The organism is Paraburkholderia sp. Ac-20336, from assembly GCF_017105025.1.
Lineage (GTDB): Bacteria > Pseudomonadota > Gammaproteobacteria > Burkholderiales > Burkholderiaceae > Paraburkholderia.
Window position 1 is genome coordinate 25,326 of the sequence record NZ_JAAGPS010000066.1, and the last position, 15,329, is coordinate 40,654.

Annotated in this window: 11 protein-coding genes; 4 read left to right on the forward strand and 7 right to left on the reverse strand. The window is 65.9% G+C overall.

All coding sequences use genetic code 11. The features are described from left to right. Positions 1–95 precede the first annotated feature (95 nt). Positions 96–293 carry a heavy-metal-associated domain-containing protein gene (locus GXB81_RS19040; RefSeq protein WP_167039607.1) on the forward strand — a complete coding sequence of 66 codons (198 nt, stop codon included), beginning with the start codon at positions 96–98 and terminating at the stop codon, positions 291–293. 70 nt (positions 294–363) lie between these two features. Continuing rightward, positions 364–759, forward strand: a complete 396-nt coding sequence (locus GXB81_RS19045; RefSeq protein WP_167039605.1) for a DUF305 domain-containing protein — start codon at positions 364–366, stop codon at positions 757–759. A gap of 152 nt (positions 760–911) precedes the next feature. Here the strand turns inward: GXB81_RS19045 and GXB81_RS19050 are convergent, their stop codons facing one another. The 5 genes from GXB81_RS19050 to prpC all read right to left on the reverse strand — a co-directional run bounded on the left by GXB81_RS19050 (position 912) and on the right by prpC (position 8,288). Next, positions 912–2,159 carry an MFS transporter gene (locus GXB81_RS19050; RefSeq protein ID WP_167039603.1) on the reverse strand — a complete coding sequence of 416 codons (1,248 nt, stop codon included), beginning with the start codon at positions 2,157–2,159 and terminating at the stop codon, positions 912–914. Positions 2,160–2,299: 140 nt separating this feature from the next. Beyond that, positions 2,300–2,932 (reverse strand): class I SAM-dependent methyltransferase, encoded by a 633-nt coding sequence (locus tag GXB81_RS19055; RefSeq protein WP_167039601.1) that lies wholly within the window; start codon positions 2,930–2,932, stop codon positions 2,300–2,302. Positions 2,933–2,949: 17 nt separating this feature from the next. Continuing rightward, entirely contained in the window at positions 2,950–4,137 is a 1,188-nt protein-coding gene (gene prpF / locus GXB81_RS19060) for a 2-methylaconitate cis-trans isomerase PrpF (RefSeq protein WP_205990043.1), read from the reverse strand. 152 nt (positions 4,138–4,289) lie between these two features. After that, a complete protein-coding gene (acnD, locus tag GXB81_RS19065) occupies positions 4,290–6,890 on the reverse strand; it encodes a Fe/S-dependent 2-methylisocitrate dehydratase AcnD (protein WP_205990044.1) in 2,601 nt (866 codons plus the stop codon). 228 nt (positions 6,891–7,118) lie between these two features. Beyond that, positions 7,119–8,288, reverse strand: coding sequence for a 2-methylcitrate synthase (prpC, locus tag GXB81_RS19070; RefSeq protein WP_205990045.1), 1,170 nt, complete (start codon positions 8,286–8,288; stop codon positions 7,119–7,121). Positions 8,289–8,542: 254 nt separating this feature from the next. Between prpC and prpR the strand changes: the two genes are divergently transcribed. Both prpR and GXB81_RS19080 read left to right on the forward strand, forming a co-directional pair. After that, positions 8,543–10,573, forward strand: coding sequence for a propionate catabolism operon regulatory protein PrpR (gene prpR, locus GXB81_RS19075; RefSeq protein WP_205990046.1), 2,031 nt, complete (start codon positions 8,543–8,545; stop codon positions 10,571–10,573). Between the two features lie 188 nt (positions 10,574–10,761). Beyond that, a complete protein-coding gene (locus tag GXB81_RS19080) occupies positions 10,762–12,012 on the forward strand; it encodes an IS256 family transposase (RefSeq protein WP_205990047.1) in 1,251 nt (416 codons plus the stop codon). 99 nt (positions 12,013–12,111) lie between these two features. Here GXB81_RS19080 and GXB81_RS19085 read toward each other — a convergent pair whose 3' ends face one another. Together GXB81_RS19085 and GXB81_RS19090 are read right to left on the reverse strand one after the other, a co-directional pair. Next, positions 12,112–14,226: an HlyD family efflux transporter periplasmic adaptor subunit gene (locus tag GXB81_RS19085; RefSeq protein WP_205990048.1), complete on the reverse strand. Its 2,115-nt coding sequence runs from the start codon at positions 14,224–14,226 to the stop codon at positions 12,112–12,114. Between the two features lie 40 nt (positions 14,227–14,266). Further along, positions 14,267–15,329: HlyD family efflux transporter periplasmic adaptor subunit (locus GXB81_RS19090; RefSeq protein WP_205990049.1), on the reverse strand; the 1,063-nt coding region annotated here is incomplete at its 5' end.

A 15,329-nucleotide genomic window follows, 5' to 3' on the forward strand; every position in this document is an offset into this window, starting at 1 on the left:
ATGTCAGGTGCATGTCAGATGCATGAGATTGCGCTTGACCTTGCCACTGCGGGAAGGTCCACGATGCATAAATCATTGCTGACCGGAGAGAGTCAATGGAATTCGTCATCCCCGACATGGCCTGCGGCAGCTGTGCGAAAGCCGTCGCGCATGCGCTGAACCGCATCGATCCCACGGCGAGAATCGACATCGACGTGGCCGTTAAAATCGCGAGAGTCACATCGGCGTTGCCCGCGCAACGGTTCGCCGACGCAATCGAGGCGGCGGGTTTTCATCCTTCGCACCGAAGCTGATTAGCTGATTCAACGTTTTCATCGCAGTAGCAGCGTGACCGAGGCTTCCCCCTATCAACAGGACACCACTATGAAAAACCTTCGCGCTTTCCGCGCTCTCTGTTTGTTCAGCGGTTTGGCCTTCGCGGTGGCGGCCATGCCGGCTCACGCGCAGCATCAGGGCATGCCCGGCATGGAGATGGAGGATTCGGAGCACGCCGGCGCGGGCGATTCGACGCAGGCCTTCAAGGCCGCCGACGAGCGCATGATGCACGACATGAGCGCCCCCGAATACACAGGCGACGCCGACCGCGACTTCGTCGCGCATATGATCCCGCATCATCAGGGCGCGATCGAGATGGCGCAGGCGGAACTGAAATACGGCAAGGACCCGGAGATCAAGCGGCTCGCGCGCAACATCATCAAGGCGCAGCACGATGAAATCGCGTTGATGAAACGCTGGCAGGACAAGCACGGCGACAAGTGAGCCGGTGAGATTCGACGGCGAGGCGCGCGCTTCGCTGTCGAATCTCCGTCGAATTGAAGTCGAACCGCTCAATACCGCATGAACGACTGCCATTGTGTGTCGAGCGGAATGCGCGAGCATTCCGCTCGGCCCCTTCGATCACGCGTGAAAAATCACCAGCGCGGCCGCTTGCGCAACAGCGGCGTCATCGCGATCAAACCGACAATCGGACCCGGCAGCAACAGCCAGGCCACGTGTACGTCGAGCGCGTGATAAACGCTCGTCGACCACAAGATCGAGCAGGCCGACAGAAAGAAGCCGAAGCTGTTCTGCAACGTCAGCGCGCCGCCGATCTTGTCGGCGGGACAGGCCTTGACCGACAGCGCTGAAAACTGCGGCGAATCGGCGATCACGCTGATGCCCCACACGAGCAGCAGCGCAAGCTGCGCGGCGGTGCCGAGCGAACTCGTCAGCGGATAGATCGCGCACAGCGTGCCCGATATCGTCAGCGCGAGTGCCGCCGTGCGCGCGCTGCCTACCGATTTGCTGAGCCTGCCGCCCGCGAGGCAACCAAGCGCGCCGATGGCGATAATCAGAAACGACCACCATGCCACTGTACTCGCGGGCGCTAGCACACCGCCCGTTGCGAAGGCCCGTTGCACGAGCAGCGGCGTGAGCGTCCAGAACGCGTACAGCTCCCACATGTGGCCGAAATAGCCGAGCGCGGCAGCGCGAAACTCGCCGATTCGCACCACCTGCCCGATGCCCGCCGACAAACCGAAGCGGCGATTGCCCGAGCGTCGCGCGTGCGGCCCTTCGCCGAGCGAAACGACCAGCAGCGCGCCGAGCACCGCGAGCACCGACGATGTCAGCACCACCGTTTGCCACGGCACCGTCGACAGCAACGCGCGAATCGCATGCACCGACGCCGTGCCGAGCGTCAGCATCGCGACGAGCAGCGCGAGCGTCTGCGCGGCGCGCTGCGGAGCCCACGTGACGAGCAGCTTCATGCCGAGCGGATAGATGCCCGCAAGCGCGACGCCCACGCCGAAGCGGAACGCGAGCGCCGAGGCGAGCCCGCCGCTGCACAGCGCGAACAGCGCATTCAGCGTCGCGCCGAGCACGCCGCAGACGGCGAACACCTTGCTGGCCGACACGCGATCGGCGAGTCCGGTCGTAGCGGACAGCAGCGTGCCGACGATAAAACCGGCCTGCACCGCATTCGTAAGCCAGCCGATACCCGATGCGCTCAGTTGCCACGCGACCTGCAAATCGCGCATCGCGCCGTTCGCGCTGAACCACAGCGAAGTGCCGAGCAGTTGCGCAATCGCAATAACGATAACCGCGCGATTCGCGCGCGCGGCCCTACGCGCCGCGTCTTCGGGATTGCCGGCGTCCGCCGCATCCAGCCTGTCCTGCATCGTGTCTCCTCTGCCTCCCGATTCTGATGCGCGTGCCGTGAGCCTTAAGCCGTCAGCCGCAATCGGCCGGTCACGCACGAGCGTGCTGCTCATTGTAGACGAGCGGCCGATTCGCTTTGCCGCGCAGCGGCGCGAACGGACTACGGCCAGCCCGGCGGAACCGACTTCTCGAACACGAGCCGGGTCCACGTCACGCCGTGATCGCGATTGGCCTGCTGCACCGATGAGGTCTGCAACTCGCACACGAGCCGCAAGCCCTGCATGCTCGCGAGGCGAATCGTTTCTTCCGGCGTGACGTCGAACATGCGGCGGCCCTCAGGCACCGGCCCGTGCCGTAGCGACATGATCGACACGCCGCCAGCGCGCAGCAACGACGCGATGCGAGGCATCGCGCGATGGCGCTGCTCTTCGTCGAGGTGCATCCACACGGCGGTCAGCATCACCGCATCGAAGGTCCCGCGCCGCGCCAGCAGAACGGCGAGATCGGGCAGGCTGTCGTCGAGCCATTCGACCGGCGCCGATGGATGCAACTCGCGCGCCGCCTCGCGTAGTTCATCGACCGGTTCGATGGCGACCACCGCATGCCCGAGCGCCGCGAGCGCGGCCGCATCGGTGCCGATGCCGCAACCGATATCGACGATTTTCGCGGGCGCGTCCGGCATGAAATGCAGGATCGGGCCATGCTGCCCGGCAAACGAAATCGCGCGCCATTGCTCGCGCAGCGCCGGCGCGCGCTCCGCGTAACCCTCGGTGCCGCTGACGTTGATGGACATCGGTTGCGCGCGATGCCTCAGCCCTGCTGCGGCACCCTCACCCAGCCTTCCATCAGCACGCGCGCGCTGCGGCTCATCAGCGCCTTCGTCACGACCCACTCGCCGTTTTCGAGGCTCGCCTGCGCGCCCACGCGCAGCGTGCCCGACGGATGCCCGAAGCGCACCGACTCGCGCTCGCCGCCGCCCGCGGCCAGATTGACAAGCGTGCCCGAAATCGCCGCGGCCGTGCCGATCGCGACGGCCGCCGTGCCCATCATCGCGTGATGCAGCTTGCCCATCGACAGCGCGCGCACCAGCAGATCGACGTCGCCCACCTCGACCGGCTTGCCGCTCGACGCCACATAGCTGGCCGGCTTCGCGACGAACGCGACCTTCGGCGTGTGCTGGCGCGTCGCGATCTCGTCGAGATGCCTGATGAGACCCATGCGCAGCGCACCGTGCGCGCGAATCGTCTCGAACATCGCGAGCGCCTTTTCGTCGCTGTTGATCGCGTCCTGCAACTCGGTGCCCTTGTAGCCGATGTCCTCGGCGTTGAGGAAGATCGTCGGAATGCCCGCGTTGATCATCGTCGCCTTCAGCGTGCCGACGCCGGGCACGTCGAGATCGTCGACGAGCTTGCCGGTCGGGAACATCGCGCCGCCCGCGCCGTCTTCCTCGGCGGCCGGGTCCATGAATTCGAGCTGCACTTCGGCGGCCGGGAACGTTACGCCGTCGAGTTCGAAGTCGCCGGTTTCCTGCACCGCGCCATCGGTCATCGGCACGTGCGCGACGATCGTCTTGCCGATGTTGGCCTGCCAGATGCGCACGGTCGCGAGGCCATCGCGCGGCACGCGGCTCGCCTCGACGAGACCCGCGCCGATCGCGAACGGCCCGACCGCCGCCGACAGATTGCCGCAATTGCCGCTCCAGTCGACGAACGCCTTATCGATCGACACCTGGCCGAACAGATAGTCGACGTCGTGATCGGGCCGGCTGCTGCGCGCCACGATCACGGTCTTGCTCGTGCTCGACGTCGCGGCGCCCATGCCGTCGATCTGCTTGCCGTACGGGTCGGGGCTGCCGATCACGCGCATCAGCAGCGCGTCGCGCGCGGCGCCCGGCTGTTGCGCGGCCTCGGGCAAGTCCTGCAAGCGGAAAAACACGCCCTTGCTGGTGCCGCCGCGCATATAGGTGGCCGGAATCTTGATCTGGGGAAGGTGGGCCATGAGAGTGTCCTGAGATGAAATCGTCTTCGATGGGAGGCGATGCGGCATCGTCGGGCCGCATCGCATTGTTCTGCTTCGTGTTCGCCGCAATCACGCTTGCGGCGCAAACCGCCGGTACCGGTCGTAAAACCCAGCGACGTCAAACCATCAAATCATCGGGCCGCCGCTTGCGTCGATTCGAGAAAGTCCTGCGCGAAACGCTGCAACACACCGCCCGCTTCGTAGATCGACACTTCCTCGGCCGTATCGAGCCGGCACGTCACGGGCACTTCGACACGTTCGCCGTCCTTGCGATGAATCACGAGCGTGAGGTCCGCGCGCGGCTTGCGCTCGCCGGTCACGTCGAAGGTTTCGGTGCCGTCGATGCCGAGCGTCAGGCGGTTCACGCCGTGCTTGAATTCGAGCGGCAACACGCCCATGCCGACGAGGTTCGTGCGGTGAATCCGCTCGAAGCCTTCCGCAACGATCGCTTCGGTGCCGGCCAGACGCACGCCCTTCGCGGCCCAGTCGCGCGACGAGCCCTGGCCGTAGTCGGCGCCCGCGATCACGATCAGCGGCTGCTTGCGCTCCATGTAGGTTTCGATCGCTTCCCACATGCGCGTGACCTGGCCTTCGGGTTCGATGCGCGCGAGCGACCCGGCCTTCACCTGGCCGTTGTCGAGCACCATCTCGTTCTTCAGCGTCGGGTTCGCGAAGGTCGCGCGCTGCGCGGTCAGATGATCGCCGCGATGCGTCGCGTAGGAATTGAAGTCCTCTTCGGGCAGGCCCATTTTCGTCAGGTATTCGCCGGCCGCACTGTCCGGCAGAATCGCATTCGACGGCGAAAGATGGTCCGTCGTGATGTTGTCGCCGAGTACGGCCAGTGCGCGCATGCCCCTGAGCGTGCGCTCGCCCGCGAGCGCGCCTTCCCAATACGGCGGACGGCGAATATAGGTGCTCGTCTCGCGCCACTCGTAAAGCGGATTCGCCTGCTCGCCGCTCTCGGCAGCGAGCGCGAACATCGGTTCATACACCTTGCGGAATTGCTCGGGCTTCACGCTCGCGGCGACGATCGCATCGATCTCCGCATCCGACGGCCAGATGTCTTTCAGCGTGACCGCATTTCCATCGGCATCGATACCGAGCACGTCCTTCTCGATGTCGAAGCGGATCGTGCCCGCAATCGCATAGGCGACGACGAGCGGCGGCGAGGCCAGAAACGCCTGCTTCGCGTACGGATGAATGCGCCCGTCGAAATTGCGGTTGCCCGACAGCACGGCGGTCGCATACAGATCGCGCTCGATCACTTCCTTCTGGATTGCCAGGTCCAACGCGCCGGACATGCCGTTGCACGACGTGCAGGCATACGCGACCACGCCGAAGCCGAGCTGTTCGAGTTCCGGCAGCAGCCCCGCCTCTTCGAGGTACAGCGTGACCGCCTTCGAGCCCGGTGCGAGCGAGGTCTTCGCCCACGGCTTGCGCGTGAGTCCGCGACGGTTCGCGTTGCGCGCGAGCAGGCCCGCCGCGATCATGTTGCGCGGGTTGTTCGTATTCGTGCAGCTCGTGATCGCGGCGATGATGACCGCGCCGTCCGGCATCAAGCCGGGCTCGTTCTCGACCTTGCCGCTGATGCCGCGCGCGGCGAGGTCCGCCACCGGCAAACGGCGATGCGGATTCGACGGCCCCGCGAGCGTGCGCACGACCGTCGAGAGATCGAACTTCAGCACGCGCTCGTATTCGGCATGCCTGAGCGTATCGGCCCACAAGCCGGTTTGCTTCGCATAGGTTTCGACGAGCGCAACGAGCGCGTCGTCGCGGCCCGTGAGCTTCAGATACCTGATCGTCTGTTCGTCGATATAGAACATCGCGGCGGTCGCGCCGAATTCGGGCGCCATGTTCGCGATGGTCGCGCGATCGCCCAGGGTCAGGTTCGCCGCGCCCTCGCCGTAGAACTCGAGGTAGGCGCCGACCACTTTTTCCTTGCGCAGGAATTCGGTCAGCGACAGCACCACGTCGGTCGCGGTGATGCCCTCGCCCGGCTTGCCCGTCAACTCCACGCCGACGATATCGGGCAGCCGCATATACGACGCGCGGCCGAGCATCACGCTCTCCGCTTCGAGGCCGCCCACGCCGATCGCGATCACGCCGAGCGCATCGACCATCGGCGTATGCGAGTCGGTGCCGACGAGCGTATCGGGAAACGCGACGCCGTCCTTCACCTGCACGACCGGGCTCATGCGTTCGAGGTTGATCTGATGCAGGATGCCGTTGCCGGGCGGAATCACGTCGACGTTGCGAAACGCGCGCTTGGTCCAGTTGATAAAGTCGAAGCGGTCTTCGTTGCGGCGGTCTTCGATCGCGCGGTTCTTCGCGAACGCATCAGGATCGAAGCCGCCGCATTCGACGGCCAGCGAGTGATCGACCACGAGCTGCGTCGGCACGACCGGATTGACGAGCGACGGGTCGCCGCCTTGCGCCGCAATCGCATCGCGCAGGCCGGCGAGATCGACGAGCGCGGTCTGCCCGAGAATGTCGTGACAGACAACGCGCGCCGGAAACCATGGGAAATCGAGTTCGCGCTTGCGGCCGATGATCTGCCTGAGCGATGCCGCGAGCGTCGCCGGATCGCAGCGGCGCACGAGATTTTCGGCAAGCACGCGCGACGTGTACGGCAGTTTGTCGTAAGCGCCGGGTTCGAGCGCATCGACCGCGGCACGCGTATCGAAGAAGTCGAGTTCGGTGCCGGGAAGGCGTTTGCGGTTGGCAGTATTCATGGCGTAGGGGACAGGACAGTTATCGGCCGCCGAGGGAAAGTCCGGCTGCGGCCGGCGCGTCGAGCGCGCGGCCGGCCGGACAGTGCAGGTAGTTTAGCTCGCTGCTGGCGTGTTGCTGAATTGCGGGTGTTTTGATGCGTGTTTTGCTGCGTGCTTTGACATGTGCTTCGCGGCTTATTTCGCTCAATACCGGGCGGCACGCGTGACACAGGCCGCCCGGGACTGGCCTCAAACGCGCTTCGCAAGCGGCACGAACGGCAGGTCGTCCGGGCCGGTGTAATTCGCGCTCGGCCGGATGATCTTGTTGTCGATGCGTTGCTCGATGATGTGCGCGCTCCAGCCCGCCGTGCGCGCGATCACGAAGATCGGCGTGAACATCGCGGTCGGCACGCCCATCATGTGATACGACACCGCGCTGAACCAGTCCAGATTCGGGAACATCTTCTTCGCTTCCCACATCACCGCTTCGAGCCGCTCCGCAATCGAGAACAGCTTCGTGTTGCCTGCTTCCTTCGAGAGCTTCTGCGCCACATCCTTGATGACCTTGTTGCGCGGGTCCGAGATCGTGTACACCGGATGGCCGAAGCCGATCACGACTTCCTTGTTCTCCACGCGGCGACGGATGTCCGCCTCGGCTTCGTCGGGCGTCGGGTAGCGCGACTGGATCTCGAAGGCGACCTCGTTGGCGCCGCCATGCTTCGGACCGCGCAGCGCGCCGATGGCACCGGTGATCGCCGAATACATGTCCGAGCCCGTGCCCGCGATCACGCGGCCCGTGAACGTCGAGGCGTTGAACTCGTGTTCGGCGTAGAGATTAAGCGAGACGTGCATCGCATCGACCCACGACTTCGGCGGCTCGACGCCATGCAGCAGATGCAGGAAGTGGCCGCCGATCGAATCGTCATCGGTTTCGACCTCGATGCGTCTGCCGTTGTGCGAGTAGTGATACCAGTAGAGCAGCATCGAGCCGAGCGAGGCCATCAGCTTATCGGCGATATCGCGTGCGCCGGCCAGGTTGTGGTCATCCTTCTCGGGCAGCACGGTGCCGAGTACGGAAACGCCGGTACGCATCACGTCCATCGGATGCGCGGCGGCCGGAATCCATTCGAGCGCGGCCTTGACGTTGGCGGGCAGTCCGCGCAGGCCCTTGAGCTTTGTTTTATAAGCCTTCAGTTCGGCGGCGGTCGGCAGCTTTTCGTGGACCAGCAGATAGGCGATCTCCTCGAATTCGCAGGCACCGGCGATGTCGAGAATGTCGTAGCCGCGATAGTGAAGGTCGTTGCCGGTCTTGCCGACCGTGCACAGCGCGGTATTGCCCGCGGTCACGCCCGACAGCGCGACGGATTTCTTCGGCTTGAATGCGCCCGCGTTCGGCGTGCTGTTGTCTGCTTCGCTCATCGATTGTCTCCAGATACGGGTGGGGCGTTGGACTTGGAACCGTGGACCGCAGCTTCAAATGCAAAGAATGGGCCAGCCCCTGCCCGGCTCGCCAGGTGCCGGCTAAGTGCCTGATTTAACGGGCGACTGCCGCCACCGACTGCGTACGGCTCATCGTATTTCATTTCATAAATGAAATGCTAATTTCAAATCAGCAACGAATGCTCGCATAATAGGCACTCTAGGTACTTCCACTCTCCCGCGAGCCGACCGCCTTGAGCACGCCACTTTACGAACCGGCGCAGCGCCCGCGCATCTGGGCGCTCTCCATCAGCCGCCTGCGCGACCTGTTCTTCGAGATCGCCGGCGAATACGTCGAGCGCGCGGATCTGCGCATCGTCTCGCACGGCTTCGAGGACGCGGTGCGCGAGATCGAAGGCGCGGGCGCCGCGCGGCCCGACGTCGTGATCGCGGGCGGCTCGAACGGCGCGTATCTGAAGACGCGCGTGTCGGTGCCGGTCGTGCGGATCAACGCGACCGGCTTCGACGTGATGCATGCGCTCGCGCGCGCGCGTCGCGAGGGCAAGCGTGTCGCGCTCGTCACGCACGGCGACACGCCCGACGAAGTGCGCCGCTTCATGGCCGCCTACACGCTCGACGTGACGTTCGCGTCGTATCAATCGGCGCAGGACGCGGAAAGCGTCGTGCTCGACCTCAGCGATCGCGGCATCGACGTCGTGGTCGGCCCCGGCCTCGTCACCGATCTGGCCGCGAACGCGGGCATGGGCGCGGTGTTTCTCTATTCGCGCGCCTCGATACGCGCCGGCTTCGCGACCGCGCTCGAAGTCGCACAGGCGACGCGCCGCGAAACCGTGCGCCGCCAGCGGCTCGACACGCTGCTGCAACATCTGCGCGACGGCGTCGTCGCGCTCGACGCGCAAGGCCGCGTCGAGGTGATGAACCAGCGGCTGGCCGGCGTGCTCGGCATCGATCCCGCGAAGGCGGTCGGGCGCACGCTGCTCGAACTCGCGCCCGACCTCGCCGGCAGCCTGCCCGATGCGGACGGCGACAGCTTCTGCACCGTGCGCGGCGCGAGCTACGTCGTGCATCGCGGACCGCTCGCGAGCAATAGCGCGGCAGGCGGCACCGTACTCACGTTTCAGGAATCGCGCGCGCTCGAGCGGCTCGACCGCACGCTGCGCTCGCGCCAGCGCGTGCAGCAGTTCACCGCGCGCTACCGGCTCGACGATATCGTCGGCGTGTCGGAGCCGATCCAGCGCGTGCGCGCGCTCATCGCGCGTTATGCGAAGTCGGACGCAACCGTGCTGATTCTCGGCGAGAGCGGCACCGGCAAGGAAATGGTCGCGCAGAGCATGCATCAACTGAGCGCGCGGCACGACTTCGCGTTCGTCGCGATCAATTGCGGCGCGTTTCCCGAAGCGCTGCTCGAAAGCGAGCTGTTCGGTTACGAGGAAGGCGCGTTTACGGGCGCGCGCAAGGGCGGCAAGGCGGGGCTCATCGAGGTCGCGCATCGCGGCACCCTGTTTCTCGACGAGATCGGCGAGATGCCGTTGTCGCTGCAAAGCCGCCTGCTGCGCGTGTTGCAGGAGCGCGAGGTGGTGCGGCTCGGCTCGACGGAGCCGGTGCGCGTCGATATTCGCGTCGTCGCGGCGACGCATCGCGCGCAGACCGAAAGCGTCGCGAACGGCAGTTTTCGCGCGGACCTGTACTACCGGCTCAATATCCTCAGCATTGCGCTGCCGCCGCTGCGCGAACGGCCCGGCGATTTACTGCCGCTCGCGGCCGAACTGCTGCGCCAGGCCACCGCGCGCGAACCGAGGCTGGCGGCGCGCGTGCCTGACGCGGAGACCGCCGCGCGCATGCTCGCGGGACTCGGCGCGACATTGCGGCGCTATGCGTGGCCGGGTAATGTGCGCGAATTGCAGAATGTGATCGAGCGGATTGCGGTGGAGCTTGCGGATGCGGGTGCCTGTGCGTATGCAGAAAGCGATGCTGATTTCGCGGCAGGCAGCGGTGCGAACGCAAATACGAGTGCGAACGCCCTGCCGAAAGACTCGGCCATCGTTACGCGCGAGATGCTGCGTTCGGTCGCACCGGAAATCGTCGAACCCGTCGCGCGCGCGAAGCCCGCCGTGCTGACGCTGCGCGAACGCAGCCGTCATGTCGAAGCCGATGAAATCCGCGCGGCGCTCGCAGCGCATGGCGGTGATCGCGATGCGGTGTGTGCGGCGCTCGGCATCAGCAAGACGACGTTGTGGCGCAGGCTGAATGCGGCGGGTCGTTAGGCAAGGTATCGACGGTGCGCACGTTGAAACCGCTGTGCGGATGACAACGCCTGCCCGCTAATTCGATCTGCTCTGCCGATAGGTGCAAAGCCTTGTCTAGTAGCCTTTTTATTTCGGGTATGTGGCCGGAAACATGGGCCTGTCAGTAATTTCGTGTTCAAGGCATATGATGCTCCCCAGGAGAATATATGCCTCGCAAACCAAAGACCCCACCGGCCGATCTGCCGGCAATTCCCGCCGAGCTGCTTGAACAGTTTGGCAACGGCCCGATGACGGCCGACGCGATCAATGCCGCGACGCTGGCCCTGAAGAAGGCGCTGATCGAGCGTGCGCTGGGTGGCGAGATGAACCATCATCTCGGCTATCCGCCTGGCGCCGTGAAACCGGCCGCTGTTACCAACCAGCGCAACGGCACAGGCGCCAAGACCGTGCTGACCGAAGACGGCCCGATTCGTATCGAGGTGCCCCGCGACCGTGACGGCAGCTTCGAACCACTGCTGATTCCCAAACACGAACGCCGCTTTACCGGCTTCGACGACAAGATCGTCGCCATGTACGCCCGGGGCATGACCGTGCGCGAGATTCAGGGATTTCTGCAGGAGCAGTACGGCACGGCGGTCTCTCACGACTTCATCAGTTCAGTGACCGACGAGGTCATGGCCGAAGTGACGGCATGGCAGGCCCGCCCGCCTGAGCCGATGTACCCGGTGGTGTTCTTCGACGCGCTGCGGGTCAAGATCCGCGAAGACGCCGTGGTGCGCAACAAGGCGATCTACCTTGCGCTGGGTGTCCTGCCCGACGGTACACGCGATATCTTGGGCCTGTGGATCGAGAACACCGAGGGCGCCAAATTCTGGATGAAGGTCTTCAACGATCTGAGGACGCGCGGCGTCAATGACATCCTGATTGCTGTCACCGATGGGCTCAAAGGCATGCCCGCAGCGCTGGCGGCCGTGTTTGCCGCAACCACGCTTCAGACCTGCATCGTTCACCTGATCCGCAACAGCCTCGATTACGCGAGCTGGAAAGACCGCCGGGGGCTGGCTGCAGCGATCCGCCCGATCTACACCGCGCCGAGCGCGGAAGCGGCCCAGGCGCAACTCGATGCCTTTGCCGACGGGCCATGGGGGCAGAAATTCCCGCCAGTCAGCGCGGCGTGGCGCAACGCCTGGGACCGCGTGATTCCGTTCTTCGCCTTTCCGCCGGCCGTTCGCAAGGTTATATATACGACCAACGCCATCGGGAACATCAATTCGCAGTTGCGCAAGATCATCAAAACGCGGGGCCACTTCCCGACCGACGAGGCCGCGACGAAACTCATCTGGCTGGCACTACGCAACATCACTGCTGACTGGGGACGCGCCGCTCATGATTGGAAGTCGGCCATGAACCAGTTCGCGATTCTTTATGAGGATCGATTCGTTCGACCATCCGTGTGAATTTCAACCCGCCTTGAACACGGAAATTCTGACACTCCCGCGAGGCCCTACACAGCGCGGCAGCACGGCAACACAACAAGCGTCATACCGCAAAGCCCCCTAAAACCCCGCCTCCCTCTGCAAAATCGCCACAACATAGCGCACACCGCGCCCGATAAAACTCTCGCGCCCCGCTCCCAACCGCACCGTCCCGCTCACCTCGCGCCCGATCGCCGGCACACCGTCGCACGCATCGAAGCGCACCTGCCACGTCGCCTGCAACGGCACCAGCTGATGCGTCTTCGCATCGTACTCGGCCGGAATCGGCCCGCCGTAAGTACTCGCAACCGAAGGCTGATCGAGCGTCGCCACGTTGACCTTGTCGATCGCCTCAATACGGCACGCGCGACGCGGCAGCTCCGCAACGTTCGCCACGAACACCGCGCGCTGCCCCGCCCTCAGGCGCGCCACGTCGCTCTCGCCGACAAACGCAAAACCCTTCACGCCAGTCGGCGCGATCAGATCGAACAAGCGCTCGCCGCGCGGCAGCCACATGCCCGCGGCCAGCGCATCGCCGGCAATCTGCACGTGGCCGTCGAACGGCGCGCGAATCGTCAGCTGCGCAATCTGCGCCTGCAAGCCTGCCACCGTCTCGCGCGCAGCGTCCCAACGGCGCGCGAGCGCCGTGCCCTGGCGTTGCAAGCGCTCGTCAAACGGTTGCTGTTCGACTTCCCAGCGCAATTGCGCTTCGTCGGCCTGCGCGGCCTTCAGCCGATAGTCGAGATCGGGCGACACCAGCACCGCCAGCGTCTCGCCCGCATGCACGAACTGGCCGTCGCGCGCGGGCGGCGGCTCGGCGGCGAGGTAGCCGGGTCCGACCGCGTAGAGTCCCTGCGCGCGTTGCGGCCCGAGCACTGCGGGCGCGCTCACGCCCGCGTGCCACGGCACCGCGAAAAAGATCAGCAGCGCCGCGCCGAGCAGAACACTCCTGTGTGTCTCGCGCCGCCAGCGCAATTCGTCGCGCCGCTGCCAGCTCGCGGCGGCCTCGCGCCAGATCGGCCGCACGATGAACCAGCCGAATTCGACGAAGAACAGCAGCATGCCGAGCAGCTTGAAAAACGCGTGATAGACGACGAGCGCAATCGACATGAACACGACGAGCCGGTACAGCCATGTCGCAAACGAAAAGCCGATCAGAAAGCGCCGCCGCGCGGCCGAACACGGCTCGGGCTGCGGATCGCCGAGGCCGAACAGCCCTTCGCGCAGCCACCAGCGGCCGAGCGCGAACGCGCGGTCGTGCAGGTTCGGCATGTCGAGCCAGTCCGACAGCAGGAAGTAGCCGTCGAAGCGCATGAACGGACTCGCGTTGATCGCGAGCGTCGCGATCCAGGTCGTGGTCGCGAGCAGGAACGCGCCGGCGCGCAGCGGTCCGTCGGGCAGCACGCTCCACGCCAGTGTCGCGAACGCGGCGAGCGCGATTTCGCTCAGCATGCCGGCCGCGCCGATCCACAAGCGGTTCTTGCGCTCGGGCACTTTCCACGCTTCGGTCGTATCGGTGTAGAGCACGGGCAGCATCACGAGCAGCGCGACGCCCATCGTCGGCACGCGGCAGCCGTAACGCTGCGCGGTAAACGCATGGCCGAATTCGTGCAGCACCTTCGCGCAGCCGAGCGCGATGCCCACGCCGATCAGGCCGCGCCAGTCGGCGTAACCGTGGAACGTGTGCAGGAACTCGTCCCAGCGGCGCGAGGCGAGAAACAGCCCGGCCAGCGCGCACACCGCCACCACGCACCAGAACGCGGGCCGGTACGCGAACCCGGCGAAGCGCGCGGCGCGGCGCAGAAACGGCATCGGGTGCCAGAGCGGAATGCGGATCATCAGATAGTGCTTGAGCAGCCACATCGCCCGCGTCGTGCGATGCGCGTCGGCGTGCTGTTGCAGGCGCGCGGTGTCGGCGGCGCTCGCGGCGATCAGCAGATTCTGCTGACGCAGCATGCGCACGAGCAGGTCGAGATCGTCGGATGTGACGGTAAGCGTCGTGTCGCGGTTCACGCTCTCGACAATCGCGCGCGGATCGTCGAGCGGCCAGCGCGACAGCAGTTCGAACGCGGGCCAGCCGAGCTGGAAAAAGCGGTTCGCGGCGGGATCGTGCAGCATCCAGGTCGGCGCACCCTCGGGGGTCGCGGCGCCTCGTGTGAGCGTCAGTTCCTGACGCAGTTGCGGAAGTCGGGCCATGATGCGATGAATTGACGCTGTCGAACGGGCGCGCCGCGCCTCACCAGCCGAGCCACTGACGCGCGAGCGTCAACGGGCGGCGCAGCACGTAGTAGATCGCCGGCACCCACGGGCCGCGAATGCGCGCGGTGCCCATCGCGCCGAGCGGCGCATTGGCGTCGGCCGCGACGAAGCTCGCGCGCACACGGTACGCGAGCACGCCGTCGGGCGTCGGCTCCGCGCGGTACGCGATCGAATCGATACGCGCCTCGTAGCTCGACAGCGGCGAACTCTTCGGATACAGCGTGAGCGTCGCGCCCGGCTTCACGTCGATGTTGTCGGCAACCGGCAGCCACGCGGTCAGCTCAACGCGCGCAGGGTCGGCCAGCAGCAGGATCTTTTCGCCGACCGCGACCGCCTTGCCGGTCCATTCGTTCGGATCGCTGAACACTGCCACCCCCGCGCGCTCGGCGTTCACCTTCACGCGCGCCAGCTGCTGCGCGGTGTAGTCGAGCTGCACCTGGCTCTGGTCGAGCTTGCCTTTGCGCTCGGCCATGTCGAGCCGCGTGCGGTCGTCGGTGACGGCAAGCTGCGCGGTCTGGCGGAACTCTTCCTGTTCGGCATCGAAGTCCTTGCGCGCGAGCGCGTAGCGCGATTGCAGCGCGGTCGCGTCGAGGCCGAGCAGCGGCGTGCCGCGCTGCACCGGCTGATTCGGCTTCACGTAGAGGCGGTCGATCACGCCGTCGAGCGGCGCGCGCACGACGAACGGATCTTTCGGTGTGACCTCGGCGGGCGCGAGCACGGTGAGGCGCAACGGAATCACGCAGGCCACCGCGAGCCCGATCAGCACGCGGCGCTGCTGACGGCCGGGCCGCAGCACGGCGCGCGCGCGTTCGAGCCACGAGGCGCGCGGCGCGAACGCCTCGAAGGCATGCGCCCAAACCTGACCCAGTTCGGTGAGCAGCGCGCAGTCGGTCGCGCTCCCGGCTGCTTCGCGTGCGACCACGACGCCGCCGAGCGCATGCCCCGCGCGGTCGGTGAGCGGCAGCCACGCACCGTGTGCGGGCCACCATGCGGACCAGTCGCTCGCGACGTGCGGCGCGTCCGCTTCGAGATCGGCGGCC

Coding starts and splice junctions, on each gene's coding strand:
- GXB81_RS19040 (WP_167039607.1), top strand. CDS start 96: ATGGAATTCGTCATCCCCGACATGGCCTGCGGCAGCTGTGCGAAAGCC.
- GXB81_RS19045 (WP_167039605.1), top strand. CDS start 364: ATGAAAAACCTTCGCGCTTTCCGCGCTCTCTGTTTGTTCAGCGGTTTG.
- GXB81_RS19050 (WP_167039603.1), bottom strand. CDS start 2,159: ATGCAGGACAGGCTGGATGCGGCGGACGCCGGCAATCCCGAAGACGCG.
- GXB81_RS19055 (WP_167039601.1), bottom strand. CDS start 2,932: ATGTCCATCAACGTCAGCGGCACCGAGGGTTACGCGGAGCGCGCGCCG.
- prpF (WP_205990043.1), bottom strand. CDS start 4,137: ATGGCCCACCTTCCCCAGATCAAGATTCCGGCCACCTATATGCGCGGC.
- acnD (WP_205990044.1), bottom strand. CDS start 6,890: ATGAATACTGCCAACCGCAAACGCCTTCCCGGCACCGAACTCGACTTC.
- prpC (WP_205990045.1), bottom strand. CDS start 8,288: ATGAGCGAAGCAGACAACAGCACGCCGAACGCGGGCGCATTCAAGCCG.
- GXB81_RS19080 (WP_205990047.1), top strand. CDS start 10,762: ATGCCTCGCAAACCAAAGACCCCACCGGCCGATCTGCCGGCAATTCCC.
- GXB81_RS19085 (WP_205990048.1), bottom strand. CDS start 14,226: ATGGCCCGACTTCCGCAACTGCGTCAGGAACTGACGCTCACACGAGGC.